The organism is Pimelobacter simplex, from assembly GCF_024662235.1.
GTDB lineage: Bacteria > Actinomycetota > Actinomycetes > Propionibacteriales > Nocardioidaceae > Nocardioides.
In genome coordinates, this window is the sequence record NZ_CP096276.1 from 1,672,001 (window position 1) to 1,690,179 (window position 18,179).

Annotated in this window: 17 protein-coding genes; 15 read left to right on the top strand and 2 right to left on the bottom strand. The window is 73.2% G+C overall.

Going from position 1 to position 18,179, the window contains the following annotated elements; all coding sequences use genetic code 11:
- Positions 1 to 36: 36 nt before the first annotated feature.
- From infC to M0M48_RS08045, 9 genes are read left to right on the top strand one after another with little or no spacing between them, the layout of a single operon-like run.
- Entirely contained in the window at positions 37 to 702 is a 666-nt protein-coding gene (infC, locus tag M0M48_RS08005) for a translation initiation factor IF-3 (RefSeq protein ID WP_308220392.1), read from the top strand.
- A 54-nt stretch (positions 703 to 756) separates the two neighbouring features.
- Positions 757 to 951 carry a 50S ribosomal protein L35 gene (gene rpmI / locus M0M48_RS08010; RefSeq protein ID WP_028654205.1) on the top strand — a complete coding sequence of 65 codons (195 nt, stop codon included), beginning with the start codon at positions 757 to 759 and terminating at the stop codon, positions 949 to 951.
- A gap of 41 nt (positions 952 to 992) precedes the next feature.
- Positions 993 to 1,379 carry a 50S ribosomal protein L20 gene (gene rplT, locus M0M48_RS08015; protein WP_257750732.1) on the top strand — a complete coding sequence of 129 codons (387 nt, stop codon included), beginning with the start codon at positions 993 to 995 and terminating at the stop codon, positions 1,377 to 1,379.
- A gap of 5 nt (positions 1,380 to 1,384) precedes the next feature.
- On the top strand, positions 1,385 to 2,161 hold the full coding sequence (locus M0M48_RS08020) for a TrmH family RNA methyltransferase (RefSeq protein ID WP_215814966.1): 777 nt from the start codon (positions 1,385 to 1,387) through the stop codon (positions 2,159 to 2,161).
- Positions 2,158 to 3,186: a sensor histidine kinase gene (locus M0M48_RS08025; RefSeq protein ID WP_257750733.1), complete on the top strand. Its 1,029-nt coding sequence runs from the start codon at positions 2,158 to 2,160 to the stop codon at positions 3,184 to 3,186. Before M0M48_RS08020 ends, M0M48_RS08025 begins: the two co-directional genes overlap by 4 nt.
- Positions 3,187 to 3,190: 4 nt before the next feature.
- Positions 3,191 to 3,793 (top strand): DinB family protein, encoded by a 603-nt coding sequence (locus tag M0M48_RS08030; protein ID WP_257750734.1) that lies wholly within the window; start codon positions 3,191 to 3,193, stop codon positions 3,791 to 3,793.
- Positions 3,794 to 3,838: 45 nt separating this feature from the next.
- Positions 3,839 to 4,936, top strand: coding sequence for a phenylalanine--tRNA ligase subunit alpha (gene pheS / locus M0M48_RS08035; protein WP_257750735.1), 1,098 nt, complete (start codon positions 3,839 to 3,841; stop codon positions 4,934 to 4,936).
- 1 nt (position 4,937) lies between these two features.
- Positions 4,938 to 7,442 carry a phenylalanine--tRNA ligase subunit beta gene (gene pheT / locus M0M48_RS08040; protein ID WP_257750736.1) on the top strand — a complete coding sequence of 835 codons (2,505 nt, stop codon included), beginning with the start codon at positions 4,938 to 4,940 and terminating at the stop codon, positions 7,440 to 7,442.
- A gap of 20 nt (positions 7,443 to 7,462) precedes the next feature.
- Positions 7,463 to 10,549, top strand: a complete 3,087-nt coding sequence (locus M0M48_RS08045; RefSeq protein ID WP_257759348.1) for an AAA family ATPase — start codon at positions 7,463 to 7,465, stop codon at positions 10,547 to 10,549.
- 4 nt (positions 10,550 to 10,553) lie between these two features.
- Here M0M48_RS08045 and M0M48_RS08050 read toward each other — a convergent pair whose 3' ends face one another.
- Together M0M48_RS08050 and M0M48_RS08055 are read right to left on the bottom strand one after the other, a co-directional pair.
- Positions 10,554 to 11,396, bottom strand: coding sequence for an ABC transporter permease (locus tag M0M48_RS08050; protein WP_215814961.1), 843 nt, complete (start codon positions 11,394 to 11,396; stop codon positions 10,554 to 10,556).
- A complete protein-coding gene (locus tag M0M48_RS08055; RefSeq protein WP_215814960.1) occupies positions 11,396 to 12,403 on the bottom strand; it encodes an ATP-binding cassette domain-containing protein in 1,008 nt (335 codons plus the stop codon). Before M0M48_RS08055 ends, M0M48_RS08050 begins: the two co-directional genes overlap by 1 nt.
- Before the next feature lie 102 nt (positions 12,404 to 12,505).
- Between M0M48_RS08055 and argC the strand changes: the two genes are divergently transcribed.
- From argC to argF, 6 genes are read left to right on the top strand one after another with little or no spacing between them, the layout of a single operon-like run.
- Positions 12,506 to 13,552: an N-acetyl-gamma-glutamyl-phosphate reductase gene (argC, locus tag M0M48_RS08060; RefSeq protein ID WP_257750738.1), complete on the top strand. Its 1,047-nt coding sequence runs from the start codon at positions 12,506 to 12,508 to the stop codon at positions 13,550 to 13,552.
- Positions 13,549 to 13,953: an ACT domain-containing protein gene (locus M0M48_RS08065; protein ID WP_215814958.1), complete on the top strand. Its 405-nt coding sequence runs from the start codon at positions 13,549 to 13,551 to the stop codon at positions 13,951 to 13,953. Before argC ends, M0M48_RS08065 begins: the two co-directional genes overlap by 4 nt.
- A gap of 31 nt (positions 13,954 to 13,984) precedes the next feature.
- Positions 13,985 to 15,136 carry a bifunctional glutamate N-acetyltransferase/amino-acid acetyltransferase ArgJ gene (argJ, locus tag M0M48_RS08070; protein WP_257750739.1) on the top strand — a complete coding sequence of 384 codons (1,152 nt, stop codon included), beginning with the start codon at positions 13,985 to 13,987 and terminating at the stop codon, positions 15,134 to 15,136.
- Entirely contained in the window at positions 15,133 to 16,056 is a 924-nt protein-coding gene (gene argB, locus M0M48_RS08075; RefSeq protein WP_215814956.1) for an acetylglutamate kinase, read from the top strand. The genes argJ and argB overlap by 4 nt, the downstream gene beginning before the upstream one ends.
- Complete coding sequence (locus tag M0M48_RS08080) at positions 16,053 to 17,246, top strand: acetylornithine transaminase (RefSeq protein ID WP_257759322.1); 1,194 nt, start codon at positions 16,053 to 16,055, stop codon at positions 17,244 to 17,246. Before argB ends, M0M48_RS08080 begins: the two co-directional genes overlap by 4 nt.
- Positions 17,243 to 18,175, top strand: a complete 933-nt coding sequence (gene argF / locus M0M48_RS08085; RefSeq protein WP_257750740.1) for an ornithine carbamoyltransferase — start codon at positions 17,243 to 17,245, stop codon at positions 18,173 to 18,175. Before M0M48_RS08080 ends, argF begins: the two co-directional genes overlap by 4 nt.
- Positions 18,176 to 18,179 lie beyond the last annotated feature (4 nt).

An 18,179-nucleotide genomic window follows, 5' to 3' on the forward strand; every position in this document is an offset into this window, starting at 1 on the left:
TTCGAATTTGGAGGACACATCAGCACCGAGCTGCGCATCAACGAGCGGATCCGGGTTCCCGAGGTCCGTCTCGTGGGACCCAACGGCGAGACCGTCGGCATCGTCCCCACCGACCAGGCCCTCAAGCTCGCGCAGGAGGCCGACCTGGACCTGGTGGAGATCGCCCCGATGGGCAAGCCGCCCGTCTGCAAGCTCATGGACTACGGGAAGTTCAAGTACGAGAACGCCCAGAAGGCCCGTGAGGCGCGACGGAACCAGACCAACGTCATCATCAAGGAGATGAAGCTCCGGCCCAAGATCGACGCGCACGACTACGAGACCAAGAAGGGTCACGTCGTTCGCTTCCTCAAGGCCGGCGACAAGGTCAAGATCACCATCATGTTCCGCGGCCGCGAGCAGCACCGCCCCGAGCTGGGCTACCGGCTGCTGCAGAAGCTGGCCGAGGACGTCCAGGAGCTGGGCTTCGTGGAGTCCAACCCCAAGCAGGACGGCCGCAACATGACCATGGTCATCGGCCCGCACAAGAAGAAGGCCGAGGCCAAGGCCGAGGTCAAGGCGGCCAAGGAGGAGCGGCGCGCCGAGCGCGAGGCCGAGGCTGCCGCCGACGCCGCCGCCCAGGCTGAGCGCGTCGCCGTGAAGCCGGCCGCTCAGAAGAAGGAGCGGGGTCGCTCCGAGAACCTCGACCCCGAGATCGACGCCTGAGCGTCGCGCCTGAGCGCCTGAGACGTACACACAGCAACGAGAGATAGAGACGAGATGCCGAAGAACAAGACGCACTCCGGTGCCAGCAAGCGGTTCAAGGTCACCGGCAGCGGCAAGATCCTTCGCGAGAAGGCCGGCAAGCGCCACAACCTCGAGAAGAAGGCCTCCAAGGTCACCCGCCGCCTGACCGGCACCGTCGAGGTCGCCAAGAACGACGTCCCGCGCGCGAAGAAGATGCTCGGTCTCTGACCAGCCGCTTTCGTACCTAGCACCACACAAGGAGTAAGAAGATGGCACGCGTCAAGCGCGCAGTGAACGCGGCGAAGAAGCGTCGTACCACCCTCGAGCGGGCCAGCGGCTACCGCGGCCAGCGCTCGCGGCTGTACCGCAAGGCCAAGGAGCAGGTCACCCACTCGCTGGTCTACAGCTACAACGACCGGCGCAAGAACAAGGGCAACTTCCGCCGCCTGTGGATCCAGCGGATCAACGCGGCCGCTCGCGCCGAGGGCCTGACCTACAACCGCTTCATCCAGGGTCTGAACCTGGCCGGCATCGAGGTCGACCGCAAGATCCTCGCCGACCTCGCGGTCAACGACCCGGCCGCCTTCTCGGCGATCGTGGCGCAGGCCAAGGCCGCGCTGCCCGAGGACGTCAACGCGCCCCAGGTCTCCGCCTGAGTCACATGACGGACCCCCTGACCGCGGGCAACTCCCGCGTGAAGGAAGCCCGGAAGCTCAGCCGCCGCTCGGTGCGAACCGAGCGGCGGCTCTTCCTTGCCGACGGCCCGAAGGCCGTCGAGGGCGCCCTCGCGGTGCCCGGTTGCGTCGTGGAGGTCTTCGCGACGCCGGCCGCCGCCCAGCAGTACGACGTCCTGCTCGGCACCGCCCCGCTGACCCTGGTCGACGAGCGGGCGATGAGCGGCCTGAGCGACAGCGTGAACCCGGCCGGCCTGGTCGCGGTGTGCCGCTTCCTCGACAACGAGCGGATCCCGACCCCGCTGCTCATGACGATCTGCGCCGACGTGCGCGACCCCGGCAACGCCGGCACGGTCATCCGCACCAGCGACGCCGCCGGCGCCGACTGCGTCGTGCTGGCCGGTGACTCCGTCGACCCCTACAACCCCAAGACCGTGCGGGCCAGCGTCGGCAGCCTCTTCCACGTCCCGATCGAGGTCGAGCGCGACGCCGCGACCGCCGTGCGGCGCGCCCAGATCGCGGGCCTGACCGTGCTGGCCGCCGACGGCGAGGGCGAGGTCGACCTGTTCGGCGCCGAGGACCTGCTCGCCCGGCCCACCGCCTGGCTGTTCGGCAACGAGGCCTGGGGCCTGCCGCCCGAGCTGGCCGAGCTGGCCGACCACCGGGTCCGGATCCCGATCCTGGGCGCGGCGGAGTCGCTCAACCTCGCCACGGCGGCCGCGGTCTGTCTCTACGCCAGCGCCCGCGCCATGATGAACGGGTGACCGACCCCCTCGACCTGCTCCCCGACGGCGTCGTCGTGGCCGGCCCGGACGGCCGGGTCACCGCGATCAACACGGTCGGCGCGCGGATGCTCGGCACCGGAGCGGACGCCGTCGGCCGCCCGCTCGACGAGGTGCTCGCGCTCTCCGACCACGAGGCGCTCGCGTGGACGGCGGTCAACACGCCGTACGACGGGCTCTCGACCCGGACCGGCGTGCCCGAGCAGTCCTGGCTGCTGCCCGACGGCACCGAGGTCCTGGTCACCGCCCGCCTCCACCGCGCCGAGCGCGGCGGACCGGTCGGCGCGGTCGCCGTCAGCCTGCGCTCGGGCCGCGGCCGGGCCCGGCTCGACCGGGACCGCTCCGACCTCGTCGCCACCCTGGCCCACGAGCTGCGCTCGCCGCTGACCGGCGTCAAGGGCTTCGTGCACGCGCTGCTCAACCGCTGGGACAAGCTCACCGACGAGCAGAAGCGGCTCATGCTCACCACCGCCGGCGCGGACGCCGACCGGCTCAGCCGGCTCATCACCGAGCTGCTCGACGTGGCCCGCATCGACACCGGCCGGCTCCAGCTGCACCGCCGGCCCACCGACCTCGGGGCCAAGGCGGACCGGGTCGTGCAGTCGCTGGGCGTGGTCACCTCGACGCCGATCGAGCTGGCCGTCGACGACGACCTGCCGCCGGTCGACGCCGACCCGGACAAGGTGATGCAGGTGCTCACCAACATCGCCGAGAACGCGGTGCGCCACGGCAGCGGCACCGTCCGGGTCCACGTCGGCACCTGGGCCGAGGACGCGTCGTACGTCGCGGTGACGGTGACCGACGAGGGCGACGGGATCGCGCCCGAGCTGCGTCAGCGCATCTTCACCAAGTTCTGGACCGAGGGCACCGGCGGCGGCTCCGGCCTCGGGCTCTACATCGTGCGCGGCCTGGTCCGGGCCCACGGCGGCACCATCGTGGTCGACGACCGGCCTGGGGGCGGCGCGCGCCTGGTGACCACCTGGCCCCGGGTTCCGGCGGCACAATGAGGTCATGACCGCGCTCCCGCCGCCCGCCGTCGTCCTCCGCAAGTACCTCGCCAGCGCCCGCACCGCGCTGGTCTGGAAGCTGGAGGGCCTGGGGGAGCGGGACCTGCGGCTGCCGCGCACCCCGACGGGCACCAGCCTGCTCGGGATCGTGCTCCACTGCGCCAACGTCGAGATCGGCTACTTCGGCCCGACCTTCGCGCGCGCCTGGCCCGAGCCGCTGCACCCGGCCCTCATCCCCGACGACGCCTACGACACCGACCCCCAGGCCGATTGGACCGTGCCCGCCGACCTGCCCGCGGCCGAGCTGGTCGCCTTCTACGCACGCGTGGGGGAGTTCGCCGACGCGGCCTTCGACGAGCTCGCGCTCGACGCCCCCGGACGCGTCCCGTGGTGGCCCGAGGGACGCGCCGAGACCACGCTGCACGAGGTCGCCGTGCACGTGCTGACCGACCTCCACCGGCACGCCGGGCACGCCGACGTGCTGCGCGAGATGATCGACGGCGCGGCCGGGATGCGGCCCGGGATGACCAACGTCCCGGACGCCGTCGACTGGCCCGCACAGGTCGCCCGGCTGACCGCCATCGCCGAGCGCTTCCCCCCGGAGTGAATACCGGTTCGCGGTCCGGACCCTCCGGTTCCTAGACTTGCGCCGATGTCTGGCCCGAATACTGACTACGACCCTGTGGAGGTCGCCGCCGTGAGCCCTGCCGAGCTCGAGGCCGCGCGCGACGCCGCGCTGGCCGCGATCGCCGCCGCCACCGACCTCGAGCAGCTCAAGGCGGTGCGCAGCGAGCACGCCGGCGACCGCTCGCCGCTCGCGCTGGCCAACCGGGAGATCGGTGCGTTGCCGCCCCAGGCCCGCAAGGAGGCCGGCCAGCGGGTCGGCCAGGCCCGCGGTGCGGTGAACCAGGCGCTCGCCGCGCGCACCGAGGTGCTCGAGGCCGAGCACGAGGCGCGCATCCTGGTCGAGGAGGCGGTCGACGTCACGCTGCCCACCGACGAGGAGCCGGTGGGCGGGCGGCACCCGCTGACCACCGGTGCCGAGCTGATCGCCGACATCTTCGTCGCGATGGGCTGGGAGGTCGCCGAGGGTCCGGTCATCGAGGCCGAGTGGCTCAACTTCGACGCGCTCAACCTGGGCCCGGACCACCCGGCGCGCACCATGCAGGACACCTTCTGGACCGAGCCGGCCGACCACCACGTCGTGCTGCGCACCCACACCAGCCCGGTCCAGGCGCGCACCATGCTGACCCGGGAGCCCCCGATCTACGTCGTGTGCCCGGGCCGCGTCTTCCGCACCGACGAGTACGACGCCACCCACTCGCCGATGTTCCACCAGGTCGAGGGCCTCGCGATCGACGAGGGCATCTCGATGGCCCACCTCAAGGGCACGCTCGACCACTTCGCGAGCCAGATGTTCGGTGAGGGCATCACGACGCGGTTCCGGCCGTCGTACTTCCCGTTCACCGAGCCGTCGGCCGAGGTCGACCTCATCTGCTTCGTGTGCCGCGGCGTCGACTCCGACGCCTGCCGCACCTGCCGCGGCGAGGGCTGGATCGAGTGGGGCGGCTGCGGCATCGTCAACCCGCGCGTGCTCCAGGCCTGCGGCGTCGACTCCGAGCGCTACTCGGGCTTCGCCTTCGGCATGGGCATCGACCGGACCCTGATGTTCCGTCACGGCCTCGAGGACCTGCGCACGCTCTTCGAGGGCGACGTGCGCTTCACTACCGCTTTCGGAAGCGAGCTCTGACATGAAGGCCCCTGTCTCCTGGATCCGGGAGCTCGTCGACCTGCCGGCCGAGGTCACCACCGAGGTGCTGACCGACCGGCTGACCGCGCTCGGTCTCAAGCTCGAGGGCATCCACGCCGCGGGCGCCGAGATCCGCGGCCCGCTGGTCATCGGCAAGGTGCTCACCAAGGAGCCCGAGCCGCAGAAGAACGGCAAGACGATCAACTGGTGCACCGTCGACGTCGGTGTTGAATTGAACCGCGCCAACGGCACCGGTGAGGCTGCTCAAGGGGTGGGCATCGTCTGCGGCGCCCACAACTTCGAGCCTGGCGACCTCGTCGTCGTCATCCTCCCCGGCGGTGCGCTGCCGGGCGGCTTCGAGATCTCCGCGCGCAAGACCTACGGCCACGTCTCGGCCGGGATGATCTGCTCGGTGCGCGAGCTCGGCATCGGCGAGGACCACGACGGCATCCTGGTGCTGCCCGCCGACGCCGGTGCGCCCGGCGACGACGTCTTCGGCCTGCTCGGGCTCGACGAGGAGGTCATCGAGTTCGAGATCAACCCCGACCGGGCCTACGCGCTCTCGCTGCGCGGCGTGGCCCGCGAGGCGGCGCTCGGCTTCGGCGTGCCGTTCACCGACCTCGCCGAGCGCACGCTGCCCGAGGCCGACGGCAAGGCCTGGGAGGTCGTCGTCGACGACCCGGCCGGCTGCCCGGTCTTCGCCGCGCGCCTGGTCAGCGGCTTCGACCCGGCCGCGCCCACCCCCGACCACATCAAGCAGCGCGTCGAGCAGGCCGGCATGCGCTCGATCTCGCTCGCCGTCGACATCACCAACTACGTGATGCTCGAGCTCGGTCAGCCGATCCACGGCTACGACGCCGACAAGGTCGCGGGCGCGCTCGGCGTACGCCGGGCCCGGGAGGGCGAGAAGCTCACCACGCTCGACGACGCCGTCCGCACGCTCAGCACCGAGGACCTCGTCATCACCGACGACTCCGGCCCGATCGGCCTGGCCGGCGTCATGGGCGGCGCGACCACCGAGATGTCGGCGACCACGACCCGGATCCTGGTCGAGGCCGCGCACTGGGACGCCACCTCGATGTTCCGCACCGGCCGGCGCCACAAGCTGACCTCCGAGGCCGGCAAGCGCAACGAGCGCGGCGTCGACCCGCTGCTGCCCGCCGTCGCCGCCGACCGCGTGGTCGAGCTGCTCGTCGAGCACGGGGGAGCCACGGCCGAGCCGGGCGCCACGCTCGTCGGCACCGCGCCCCAGCGCGCCGCGATCACCATCGCCACCGACCTGCCCGCGCGCCTGAGCGGCATCGAGATCTCCGCGATGACCACCGTCGAGAACCTCCGCGCGATCGGCGCCACGGTCACCGAGCTCGAGGCCGGCACGATCGAGGTCGTCCCGCCGAGCTGGCGTCCCGACCTCAACGACCCCTACGACCTGGTCGAGGAGGTCGTCCGGATCGTCGGCTACGACCAGGTCCCGAGCGTGCTGCCGCGCCGGGCCACCGGCCGCGGCCTGACCCGCACCCAGCGGCTGCGCCGCCGGGTCGGGCGCACCCTCGCCGGGGCCGGCCTGGTCGAGGTGGTGAGCTTCCCGTTCGTCGGCGAGGCCACCTTCGACAAGCTCGGCCTGCCGGCCGGCGACCCGCTGCGGACCACGGTCGGCCTGGCCAACCCGCTCTCCAGCGAGGAGCCCGCCTACACCACGACGCTGCTGCCGGGCCTGCTCGACGCGGCCGGGCGCAACCTGGGCCGTGGCGCCCCCGGCGTCGCGCTCTTCGAGACCGGCACCGTGGCCTTCCCGGCCGACAACGGCCCGGCCCCGATCTACGGCGTGCACACCCGCCCGTCCCCGGCCGAGCTCGAGAAGCTCGTCGAGGCGCTCCCGCTCCAGCCGCAGCACCTCGCCGTCGTCCTCGCGGGCGAGCGGCGCCGCTCCGGTTGGTGGGGTGCGGGTGCTGACGCCGCGTGGAGCGACGCCCTGGCCGTCGTACGACGTCTCGCGGGCGAGCTCGGCGTCACCGTCGAGGTCGCCTCGGCCAACCGGATGCCGTGGCACCCGGGCCGGTGCGCGGTCGTGTCGATCGCCGGGGTCCAGGTCGGCCACGCCGGTGAGCTGCACCCGACGGTGTGCCGCTCCTACGGCCTGCCGGCCCGCAGCGCCGCGGTCGAGCTCGACCTCGACGCGCTGATGGCCGCCGCCACCGACGTGACCCCGGGGCCGACGTTCTCGACGATGCCGCTGGCCAAGGAGGACGTCGCGCTCGTCGTCGACGACGCCGTCACCGTGGCCGCCGTCGAGGCGGCGCTGCGCGAGGGCGCCGGCGAGCTGCTCGAGACGGTGCGGCTCTTCGACGTCTACACCGGCGAGCAGATCGGTGCCGGCAAGAAGTCGCTGGCCTTCGCGCTGCGCTTCCGGGCTCCCGACCGCACCCTCACCGAGGCCGAGACCGGGGCCGCGCGCGATGCCGCCGTCGCCCGGGCCGCCGAGCTGACCGGAGCGGTGCAACGCTGAGCGCCGGGCCGCGGCTGCGGCTGGCCGACGAGGTCACCTGGGACGGCGCGGCCGTCCCCGGTGAGCGCACCCGCGTCCTCCTCGCCGTGCTGGCCGAGGCCCGCGGCAAGGCCGTGGGCGAGGAGCGCCTGATCGAGGAGATCTGGGGCGACGAGCCGCCGGCCAACCCGACCAAGGCCCTCCAGGTCGTGGTCTCCCGGGCCCGCTCGGCCACGGCCGCCGAGGTCGTCGAGCGCGCCGGGCACGGCTACCGGCTCGCGCTCGACACCGGGGACGTCGACGTCTGGACCCACGACCACGCGGTCGAGGCCGCCCGCCGGGCCGCCGCCGCGGGGGCCTGGAGCGAGGCCGTCGCCCACCTGCCCCACCTCGACGGCCGGCCCGCGCTGGCCGGCCGGATCCTGTCCGCGCTGGGCCGCCACGACGAGGCGCTCCCGCTGCTCGAGGCGGCCGGGACCGGCACCGGTACCGGGGCCGGCGCTCGCGACGCCGCCCGCGACGACGCCTGCCTGGCGGCGCTGCTGCGCAGCGAGGCCGCCGTCCGCGGCGTGCCGGCCGCGCTCGCCCGCTACGAGAGCTACCGCGCGGGCCTGGCCGACCGGCTCGGCGTCGACCCCTCGCCCGAGCTCCAGGCGCTCCACGCCGAGCTGCTGCTGCGCGACCGCCCGGTCCGCTCCGGGCTGAGCCACTACGCCAGCAGCCTGGTCGGCCGCGACGACGACCTGACCCGGCTGCGCGCGCTCGTCCGGACCCACCGCGTGGTCTCGATCGTGGGCCCCGGTGGTCTGGGCAAGACCCGGCTGGCCCAGCTGGTCGCGGCCGAGGCCGAGCAGCCGGTGGTCCACGTGGTCGAGCTCGTCGGTGTCGTCGACCCGGCCGACGTGGTCTCCGAGGTGGGCTCGGTGCTCGGCGTGCGCGACTCGGTCCACGGCCGCAAGGTGCTGACCCCCGAGCAGCAGCGCGACGTCCGCTCCCGGATCGCCCAGCAGCTCGACCAGGCCCCGGCCCTGCTGGTCCTCGACAACTGCGAGCACCTGGTCGAGGCGGTCGCCGACCTGGTCGCCTTCCTCGTCGCGGTCACCCCCTCGCTGCGGGTGCTGACCACGACCCGTGCGCCGCTGGCGATCACCGCCGAGCACGTCTTCGAGCTGAGCCGGCTCGGTGCGGCCGACGCGAGCGACCTGTTCCGGCATCGCGCGCTCGCCGCGCGCCCGGGCGTCGCCCTGCCCGAGGCCGCCGTCACCGAGATCGCCGAACGTCTCGACGGCCTGCCGCTGGCCATCGAGCTGGCCGCGGTCAAGGTCCGGGCGATGTCGGTCGGCGACATCGCGACCCGCCTCGAGAACCGGTTCGCGCTGCTGCGCGGCGGCGACCGCAGCGCCCCCGACCGGCACCAGACCCTGCTCGCCGTCATCGACTGGTCCTGGAACCTCCTCGCCGACCGCGACCGCCGCGCGCTGCGCCGGCTCTCGGTCTTCCACGACGGGTTCACCCTCGACGCGGCCGAGTCGATGCTCGGCGCCGACGCGCTCGTCAGCGTCGAGGAGCTCGTCGCCCAGTCGCTGCTGACCCTGGTCGACGCCGGCGCCGGCGCGCCGCTGCGCTACCGGATGCTCGAGACCGTCCGCGAGTTCGGCCGGATGCAGCTGGTCGATGCGGGCGAGGAGGCCGCCGCCCAGCGCGACCACCGCGACTGGGCGCTCGCCGTCGCCGACCGGTTCGGCGCGCGGCTCTTCACCCGCGACCAGGTCGCCACCGTCGACGCCATCGCGATCGAGGAGAACAACCTCGCCGACGCCCTGCGGCGGGCGCTGGCCGGGCCCGACCCCGACGCGGTCGCCTCGCTGATGGCCGCCCTCGGCGGCTTCTGGAGCATCCGCGGCGAGCACGCCCGCGTGATCATGCTCTGCGAGGCCGTCTCCGCCGTCCTGAGCGAGGTGCCGGCCGCGCCCGAGCGCGCCGACCAGACCCGGGCGGCGCTGTGCCTGACCCTGGTCAACTCGTGGATCGCCCAGCTCGACGTCCTCGACGACCTGCTCGCCGAGCTCGCCCGCCTCGGCCCCGGTACGACGAGCCCCCGCGTCGCCGCGATGACCACCGTCGTCCTCGGCGCGAGCGCCCCGGCGGCCAGCCCGCTGCTCTCGCCCTCCGACGCGCTGATCCACGACCCCGACCCGCTGGTCCGCGGTGTCGCGCTCCAGTGGCGCAGCCACGAGCGCGAGAACATCGGCGACCCCGAGGCGGCCATCGAGGCCGCCGAGGAGGCGCTGGTGCTCGCCACCGACGACGGCGGTCCCTGGACCCGGGCCGTGCTCCACGCCCAGCTGGCCGGGCTCTACAGCCAGGTCGGGCGCCTCAGCGCCGCCGAGCCGCACGCGCGGGCCGCCGTACCGATCCTGGTGCGGCTGGGTGCCCACGAGGACGCGCTCCAGGCGATGACCGTCGCTGCGGTCGCCTGGATCGAGCGCGGCGACCCCGATGCCGCCGAGCGCGTGCTCGACGAGGTGCTGGCGCGCACCGACCTCGTCTCCGGCGGCGGCGGTCAGGTCGGCGCCCGCGGCACGCTCCTGGTCACCCAGGCCGAGATCGCGTTCGCCCGCGGCCAGGTCGACGAGGGCTGCCGGATCGTCGAGCAGGCCGCCGAGGCGATGGCCGCGGTCCGGTTCCCGGGGATGGGCATCGACACCGACATCGCGCCGTGGCGGATCTACGGCAACACCGTGGCGATCCTGGCGTTCGCGCTCCACGACCGCCCGGCCCAGGGCCGCGAGCTCTACCGCTGGCTCGTGGCGGCGCTGCCGCGCGTCCTCGACCGCGACCGCACCTTCGTCGACGTACCGGTCGTGGGGCTGATGCTCTTCGCCTTCGGCACCTGGGCCCTGCGCTTCGGCACCCTGCGCCCGGCCGAGGCGGTCCGGGTGCTGACGCTGGCCGAGCGGATGTCCTACCCGCGCTTCGTGCCCTCGCTGTCCTGGGACCGCGCGGTGGCCCGCTGCGAGGAGGCCGCCCCCGGCGAGCTCGCCCTCCTCGCCGCCGAGTACGGCGAGCGCCGCGGGCCCGACCTGATGGACGAGACCCGCGACGTCGTCGCTCGCTTGCTGGGCTGAGGCCTCAGATCTTGCGCGAGTAGGACCGCACCGCCAGCGGCGCGAAGATCGCGACCACCACGGCGCAGCCGAGCAGCGCCCAGCCGACCTCGGCGGTGACCTGGCCCTCGTTGATCAGGTCACGGCACGCGGTGACCACGTGCGAGACCGGGTTGACCTTGACGAACGCCTCCAGCCAGCCCGGCAGCGACTCGGCCGGGACGAAGGCGTTGGACAGGAAGGTCAGCGGGAACATGATCATCATCGAGATGCCCTGCACCGCCTGGGCGGAGCGGGCCACGGTGCCGAGCCAGGTGAAGATCCAGGCCAGCGACCAGGCCGCGACGATCGTGAGCAGCCAGCCGCCCAGGGTGCCGAGGAAGCCGCCGCCGGGCCGGAAGCCCATCGCGATGCCGACCAGGATGGTCAGGGTCGCGGCGATCATGTAGCGGATGACGTCGGCCAGCGCGGGGCCGGCCAGCGGCGCGATCCGGGCGATCGGCAGCGACCGGAACCGGTCGAAGACGCCCTTGTCCATGTCCTCGCGCAGCTGGGTGCCCATCGCCATGCAGGTGGTGAGCGCGGTCTGGGCGAGGATGCCGGGGATGATCAGCGGCAGGTAGTCCTTGACGCTGCCCGAGATCGCGCCGCCGAAGATGTAGGCGAACATCGCGGTGAACAGCAGCGGCTGGATCGTGACGTCGAAGAACTGCTCCGGGTTGCGGCGCATCTTCTTGGTCGCGCGCCAGGCCATCGCCAGGGTCTGGTCGATGGTCTCGCGCAGGGACGGGCGGCTCGCCAGCTCCTCCGGTACGACGACCGCGCGGGCGGCCAGGGGAGTCCGGGGGCTGTCGGTGAGGGCGGTCATCAGGCCACCTCCTCGTTCTCGTGCTCGTGCTCGGTGGACTCGCTGTGGTGCCCGGTCAGGGCGAGGAAGACCTCGTCCAGCGTGGGCTGGCGCACGGTCGCGGTGGTGATGGACAGCTCGGCCTGGCGCAGCGCGATGAGCACGTCGCCGGCCCCGTCGGCGTTGGCGAGCGGGACGTTGAGCCCGCCGGCCTCCGGGGTGAGCACCGGCGCCTCGCCGAGCGCACGCTCGACGACCGCGGCCGCGGCGGCGGTCTGGGTCCGGTCGGTGAGCCGCAGGTGCAGGGTCGAGGAGCCGACGCCGGCCTTGAGCTGCTCCGGCGTGCCCTCGGCGACCTTGCGGCCGGCGTCGATGACGGCGATCCGGTCGGCCAGCTGGTCGGCCTCGTCGAGGTACTGGGTGGTGAGCAGGATCGTGGAGCCCTGCGCGACCAGCTCGCGGATGGTGTCCCACATCTGGCCGCGGGTGCGCGGGTCGAGACCCGTGGTCGGCTCGTCGAGGAAGATCAGCGGCGGGCGCGAGATCAGCGACGCGGCGAGGTCGAGCCGGCGTCTCATGCCGCCGGAGAAGTTCTTGATCTGCCGGGTCGCGGCCTCGGTCAGCCCGAAGCGCTCCAGCAGGTCGGCCGCGATCGTGCGCGCGGCCGGCGGGCGGTGGCCCAGCAGCCGGGCGAACAGCACGAGGTTCTCGGTCGCGGTGAGGTTCTCGTCGACCGAGGCGTACTGGCCGGTGACCCCGAGCAGCTGCCGGATCCGGTGCGGCTGGCCGGCGACGTCGACGCCGAAGATGGACGCGCGCCCGCTGTCGATCGGCAGCAGGGTCGCGAGCATGGAGAGCATGGTGGTCTTGCCGGCGCCGTTGGGTCCGAGCACACCGAAGACCTCGCCGCGCGCGACCTGGAGGTCGACGCCGTCGACGGCGCGGAAGTCGCCGAAGGTCTTGACCAGGCCCGTCGCGTCGACCGCGAGGTCACCGCGGGGCGCCGGGGGGTGGAGGTTGTCGTTCATGGGCCCTAGCCTGGGAGCACCCGGTTTCAGTTCGGCTTCACCGGATCCGCGGGCGCTTTCAGCGGGCCCCTTTCGCGACTTCATGCAGGGTCTTGTATATTCATGCACATGAGCAAGGTGAAGGTCGCCGTCGCCGGCGCCAGCGGGTACGCCGGAGGCGAGGTGCTGCGGCTGCTGCTGGGTCACCCCGGCGTCGAGATCGGCGCGGTCACCGCGGGCAGCAACGCGGGGGAGCGGCTCGGTGCCCTCCAGCCGCACCTGCTGCCGCTGGCCGACCGGGTGCTCGAGCCGACCACCGTCGAGGTGCTCGCCGGGCACGACGTCGTCTTCCTCGGCCTGCCGCACGGCCAGTCCGGTGCGCTCGCCGAGGCGCTCTCCGCGCACGACCCCGCCGTGGTGGTCGTCGACTGCGGCGCCGACTTCCGGCTCGAGGACGCCGCCGTGTGGGAGCGGTTCTACGGCAGCCCCCACGCCGGCACCTGGCCCTACGGGCTGCCCGAGCTGCCCGGCAACCGGGACCTGCTCCGCGGCGCCCGGCGGGTCGCCGTACCGGGGTGCTACCCGACGATCTCCTCGCTGACCCTCGCCCCCGCGGTGGCCGCCGGGCTCGTCGTACCGGACGTCGTGGTGGTCGCCGCCTCCGGCACCAGCGGCGCCGGCAAGGCCGCCAAGCCGCACCTACTCGGCAGCGAGGTCATGGGCAACACGAGCGCCTACGGCGTGGGCGGCGTGCACCGGCACACCCCCGAGATCACCCAGAACCTCGGCCGGCTCACCGACGCCGAGGTCAAGGTCAGCTTCACGCCGCTGCTCGTCCCGATGGCCCGCGGCATCCTCGCCACCTGCTCGGCGCCGCTCGCGGCTCCGCTCAGCGCGGAGGACGCCCATGCCGTCTACGCCAAGGCCTACGCCGACGAGCCCTTCGTCCACGTCCTGCCCGCCGGACAGTGGCCCCAGACCCAGGCGGTGCTCGGCTCCAACGCCGTGCACCTCCAGGTGACCGTCGACGCGGCGGCCGGCCGGCTCGTCGCCGTCGGCGCGATCGACAACCTCGCCAAGGGCACCGCCGGCGCCGCCGTGCAGTGCATGAACCTCGCCCTGGGTCTCGACGAGACCACGGGCCTGACGACGGTAGGACTGGCCCCGTGACCGAGCAGCAGACCTTCTCCCTCTCGCGCTTCCCCGAGACCCTCGCGATCGTCCGGCTGGCGCCGGGCGCGGAGATCCCGGAGTGGGCCGAGTCGTCGTCCATCTTCTCGATCACCGCGACGGCGACCGAGACCTCGCTCATCTGCGCGGGCCGCAGCGTCCCCAAGAAGGCGCGCCACCGCAAGCCCTACACGGCGTTCAGCGTCGACGGGGTGCTCGACCTCGACCAGGTCGGCGTGCTCTTGGCGCTGCTGACGCCGCTGGCCGACGAGGAGATCAGCGTGCTGACGCTCTCGACCCACGACACCGACTGGATCCTGGTGCCCACCGCCAAGGCGGACCGGGCGGAGGAGGCGTGGCGACGATCGGGACACACCGTCGCCCCCGCCGTCCCCGTCTGAACCTCCGCACCGCAAAGGAACCACTCGCACCATGAGCGTCACCCATCCCGCCGGCTTCGTCGCCGCCGGCGCCGCCATCGGCCTGAAGTCGAGCGGCAACAAGGACTTCGCCCTCGTCGTCAACCAAGGCCCCACCTTCGACTCCGCCTCGGTCTTCACCAGCAACCGCTGCAAGGCCAACCCGGTCCTGTGGAGCGAGCAGGTCGTCAAGGACGGCGTCGTGCGCGCGGTCGTCCTCAACTCCGGCGGCGCCAACTGCTACACGGGCCCCGAGGGCTTCCAGACCACCCACCAGGTCGCCGAGAAGGTCGGCGAGCTCGTCGGCATCGCCGCCGGTGACGTGGTCGTCTGCTCCACCGGCCTGATCGGGCTGGTCAACGACCGCCAGACGCTGCTCGACGGCGTCGCCACCCTCCAGTCCCGGCTCTCCGCCGACGGCGGCAACGACGCGGCCGAGGCGATCATGACCACCGACACGGTCTCCAAGCAGGTCGTCGTCGAGGGGGCCGGTTGGTCCATCGGCGGCATGGCCAAGGGCGCCGGCATGCTCGCGCCCGCGCTGGCCACCATGCTCGTGGTGATCACGACCGACGCCGTCGTACCGGCTGCCGACCTCGACACCGCGCTCCGCGCCGCCACCCGGGTCTCGTTCGACCGGCTCGACTCCGACGGCTGCCAGTCCACCAACGACACCGTCACCCTCATGGCCAGCGGCGCCTCCGGCGTGACGCCGAGCCTGGCCGAGCTCACCGCGGCGCTCACCGAGGTCTGCCGCTCGCTGGCGGTCCAGCTCCTCGCCGACGCCGAGGGCGCCGACCACGAGATCGCCATCACCACCGTCAACGCGGCCAGCGAGGACGACGCGGTCGAGGTCGGCCGCAGCGTCGCGCGGAGCAACCTGTTCAAGGCCGCCGTCTTCGGCAAGGACCCCAACTGGGGCCGCGTCCTCGCCTCCGTCGGTACGACGCAGGCCGCGTTCGACCCGGCGAACCTCGACGTCGCGATGAACGACATCTGGGTCTGCCGCAACAGCACCCCCGCCGAGGACCCCGCACTGGTCGACCTGTCGGGCCGCAAGGTCACCGTCACCATCGACCTCAAGGCCGGCGACGCCCAGGCCACGGTGTGGACCAACGACCTCACCCACGCCTACGTCCACGAGAACAGCGCGTACTCCTCATGACCGAGACTCCTGGCAAGCCCGACCCGTTCAAGGCCGAGACCCTCGCCGGGGCGCTGCCCTGGCTCAAGGCCTACCACGGCAAGGTCGTCGTCATTAAGTACGGCGGCAACGCGATGACCGACGAGACCCTCAAGCGCGCGTTCGCCGAGGACATCGCCTTCCTGCGCTTCGCCGGCTTCCGCCCGGTCGTCGTGCACGGCGGCGGTCCCCAGATCTCCCAGATGCTCGACCGGCTCGGCATCGAGTCCGAGTTCCGCGGCGGCCTGCGGGTGACCACGCCCGAGGCGATGGACGTCGTCCGGATGGTCCTCGTCGGCCAGGTCCAGCGCGAGCTGGTCGGCCTGATCAACGAGCACGGCCCGCTCGCGGTCGGCCTGTCCGGCGAGGACGCCGGTCTCTTCACCGCCGAGCAGACCGGCACGGTCGTCGACGGCGAGGAGGTCGACCTCGGCCTCGTCGGCGAGGTCGCCCAGGTGCGGCCCGAGGCGGTCCTCGACCTCATCGAGGCCGGCCGGATCCCGGTCGTGTCCAGCGTCGCGCCCGACGCCGACGGCGTCGTCCACAACGTCAACGCCGACTCCGCGGCCGCCTCGCTGGCCGCCGCGCTCGGCGCCGAGAAGCTCCTCGTGCTCACCGACGTCGAGGGTCTCTACCTCGACTGGCCGGACCCCGAGGAGGTCATCGGCGAGATCAGCCCCGAGGCGCTCGAGGAGATCCTCCCGTCGCTGGCCAGCGGCATGATCCCCAAGATGAGCGCGTGCCTGCAGGCCGTGCGCGACGGCGTCAAGCGCGCGACCGTCGTCGACGGCCGCCAGGCGCACGCCGTCCTGCTCGAGCTCTTCACCGATGAAGGCGTCGGCACCCAGGTGCTGCCCGGCGTCACGACCAAGACCCGCAAGGCCCGGGAGGCCCTGAAGTGACCACCACGACCGAGTGGACCGAGCGGTACGCCGGCTCCCTCATGAACACGTTCGGCCCGCCCAAGACGGTCCTGGCCCGCGGCGCGGGCGCCCACGTCTGGGACGCCGACGGCCGCGAGTACGTCGACCTGCTCGGCGGGATCGCCGTCAACGCCCTCGGCCACGCGCACCCGCGTCTGGTCGCGGCGGTGACCGAGCAGCTGCAGACCCTCGGCCACATCTCGAACTTCTTCGCCAGCGGCCCCCAGATCACGCTCGCCGAGCGGCTCGTGGGCCTGCTCGGCGCCGACGCGCGGGTGTTCTTCACCAACTCCGGCACCGAGGCCAACGAGGCGGCGCTCAAGCTGACCCGTCGTACCGGCCGGACCCGGATCGTCGCAACCGAGGGCTCCTTCCACGGCCGCACCATGGGCGCGCTCGCGCTGACCTCCAAGGAGGCCTACCGCGCGCCCTTCGAGCCGCTGCCCGGTGAGGTCGTGTTCGTGCCCTACGGCGACGAGGCCGCGCTCGCGGCCGCCGTCGACGACACCACGGCCGCCGTCCTGGTCGAGCCGATCCAGGGCGAGGCCGGCGTGATCGTGCCGCCGCGGAGCTACCTGCCCGCCGCCCAGCGCATCGCCCACGAGCACGGCGCGCTGCTCTGGCTCGACGAGATCCAGACGGGCGTCGGCCGGACCGGCACCTGGTTCGCCCACCAGAACCCCGCGCTCGTCGACGCCCCGGTCGTGCCCGACATCGTCACGCTCGCCAAGGGCCTGGCCGGCGGCATTCCGATCGGCGCCTGCCTGGCGACCCACGGCTCCGGCAAGCTCTTCGACCCGGGCAACCACGGCACGACCTTCGGCGGCAACCCGGTCGCCGCGGCGGCCGCGCTCGCCGTCCTCGACGTGCTCGCCGAGGACGACCTGCTCGCCCGCGCCACCGCGCTCGGCGCCCGGCTCCAGCAGGGCACCGGCGCCGACCCCCGCGTGGTCGAGACCAGGGGAGCGGGCCTGCTCGTCGGGCTCACCCTGGCCGAGCCCAAGGCCGCCGAGGTCGTCGCCGCCGCCCAGGACGCCGGTTTCATCCTCAACGCGGCCACTCCCGAGCGGATCCGGATGGCGCCGCCCTTCGTCCTCACCGACGCCGACACCGATGCCTTCCTCGCGGCCTGGCCTGCGATCCTCGACCAGGCGGGGGTGAGCGCATGAGCACCCGCTCCTTCCTGCGCGACGACGACCTCAGCCCGGCCGAGCAGGCCGAGGTCCTGGCGCTCGCGGCCCGGCTCAAGGCCGAGCCCTACGACCACCAGCCGCTCGCCGGTCCGCGCACCGTCGCGATGATCTTCGACAAGCCGACCCTGCGCACCCAGGCCTCGTTCGCCGCGGGCATCGCCGAGCTCGGCGGGCACCCGATGCTCGTCGACGGCACGCTGGCCGGCATCGGCAAGCGCGAGTCGGTCGCGGACGTCACCCGGGTGCTCGACCGCCAGGCCTCCCAGATCGTGTGGCGCACCTACGCCCAGGCCAACCTCGACGACATGGCCGCCCACTCCGGCGTCCCGGTGATCAACGCGCTCACCGACGACTTCCACCCGTGCCAGCTGCTCGCCGACCTGCTCACCATCACCGAGCACAAGGGCGAGCTCGCCGGCCTGACCGCGGCCTTCCTCGGCGACGGTGCCTGCAACATGGGCAACTCCTGGCTCCTGGCCGGCGCCACCGCGGGCATGCACATCCGGATCAGCGGCCCCGAGCGCTACGTCCCCTCCGACGAGATGTTCGCCCGGGCCAACGAGATCGGCGCCGCCACCGGCGGCTCCGCGACGGCGATCGGAGACCCGCTCGCAGCCGTCACCGGCGCCGACGTGGTCATCACCGACACCTGGATCTCGATGGGCAAGGAGGACGAGGCCTCGACCCGGCGTGCGGTCTTCGGGCCCTGGTCGGTGACGCCCGCGCTCGTCGCCGCGGCCAACACCGACGCGATCGTGATGCACTGCCTCCCGGCGTACCGCGGGGTCGAGATCGCCGCCGAGGTCATCGACGGCCCCCAGAGCGTCGTGTGGGACGAGGCCGAGAACCGCCGTCACGCGCAGAAGGCGATCATGACCTGGCTGCACGAGAAGGCGCAGGCCTGAGCCG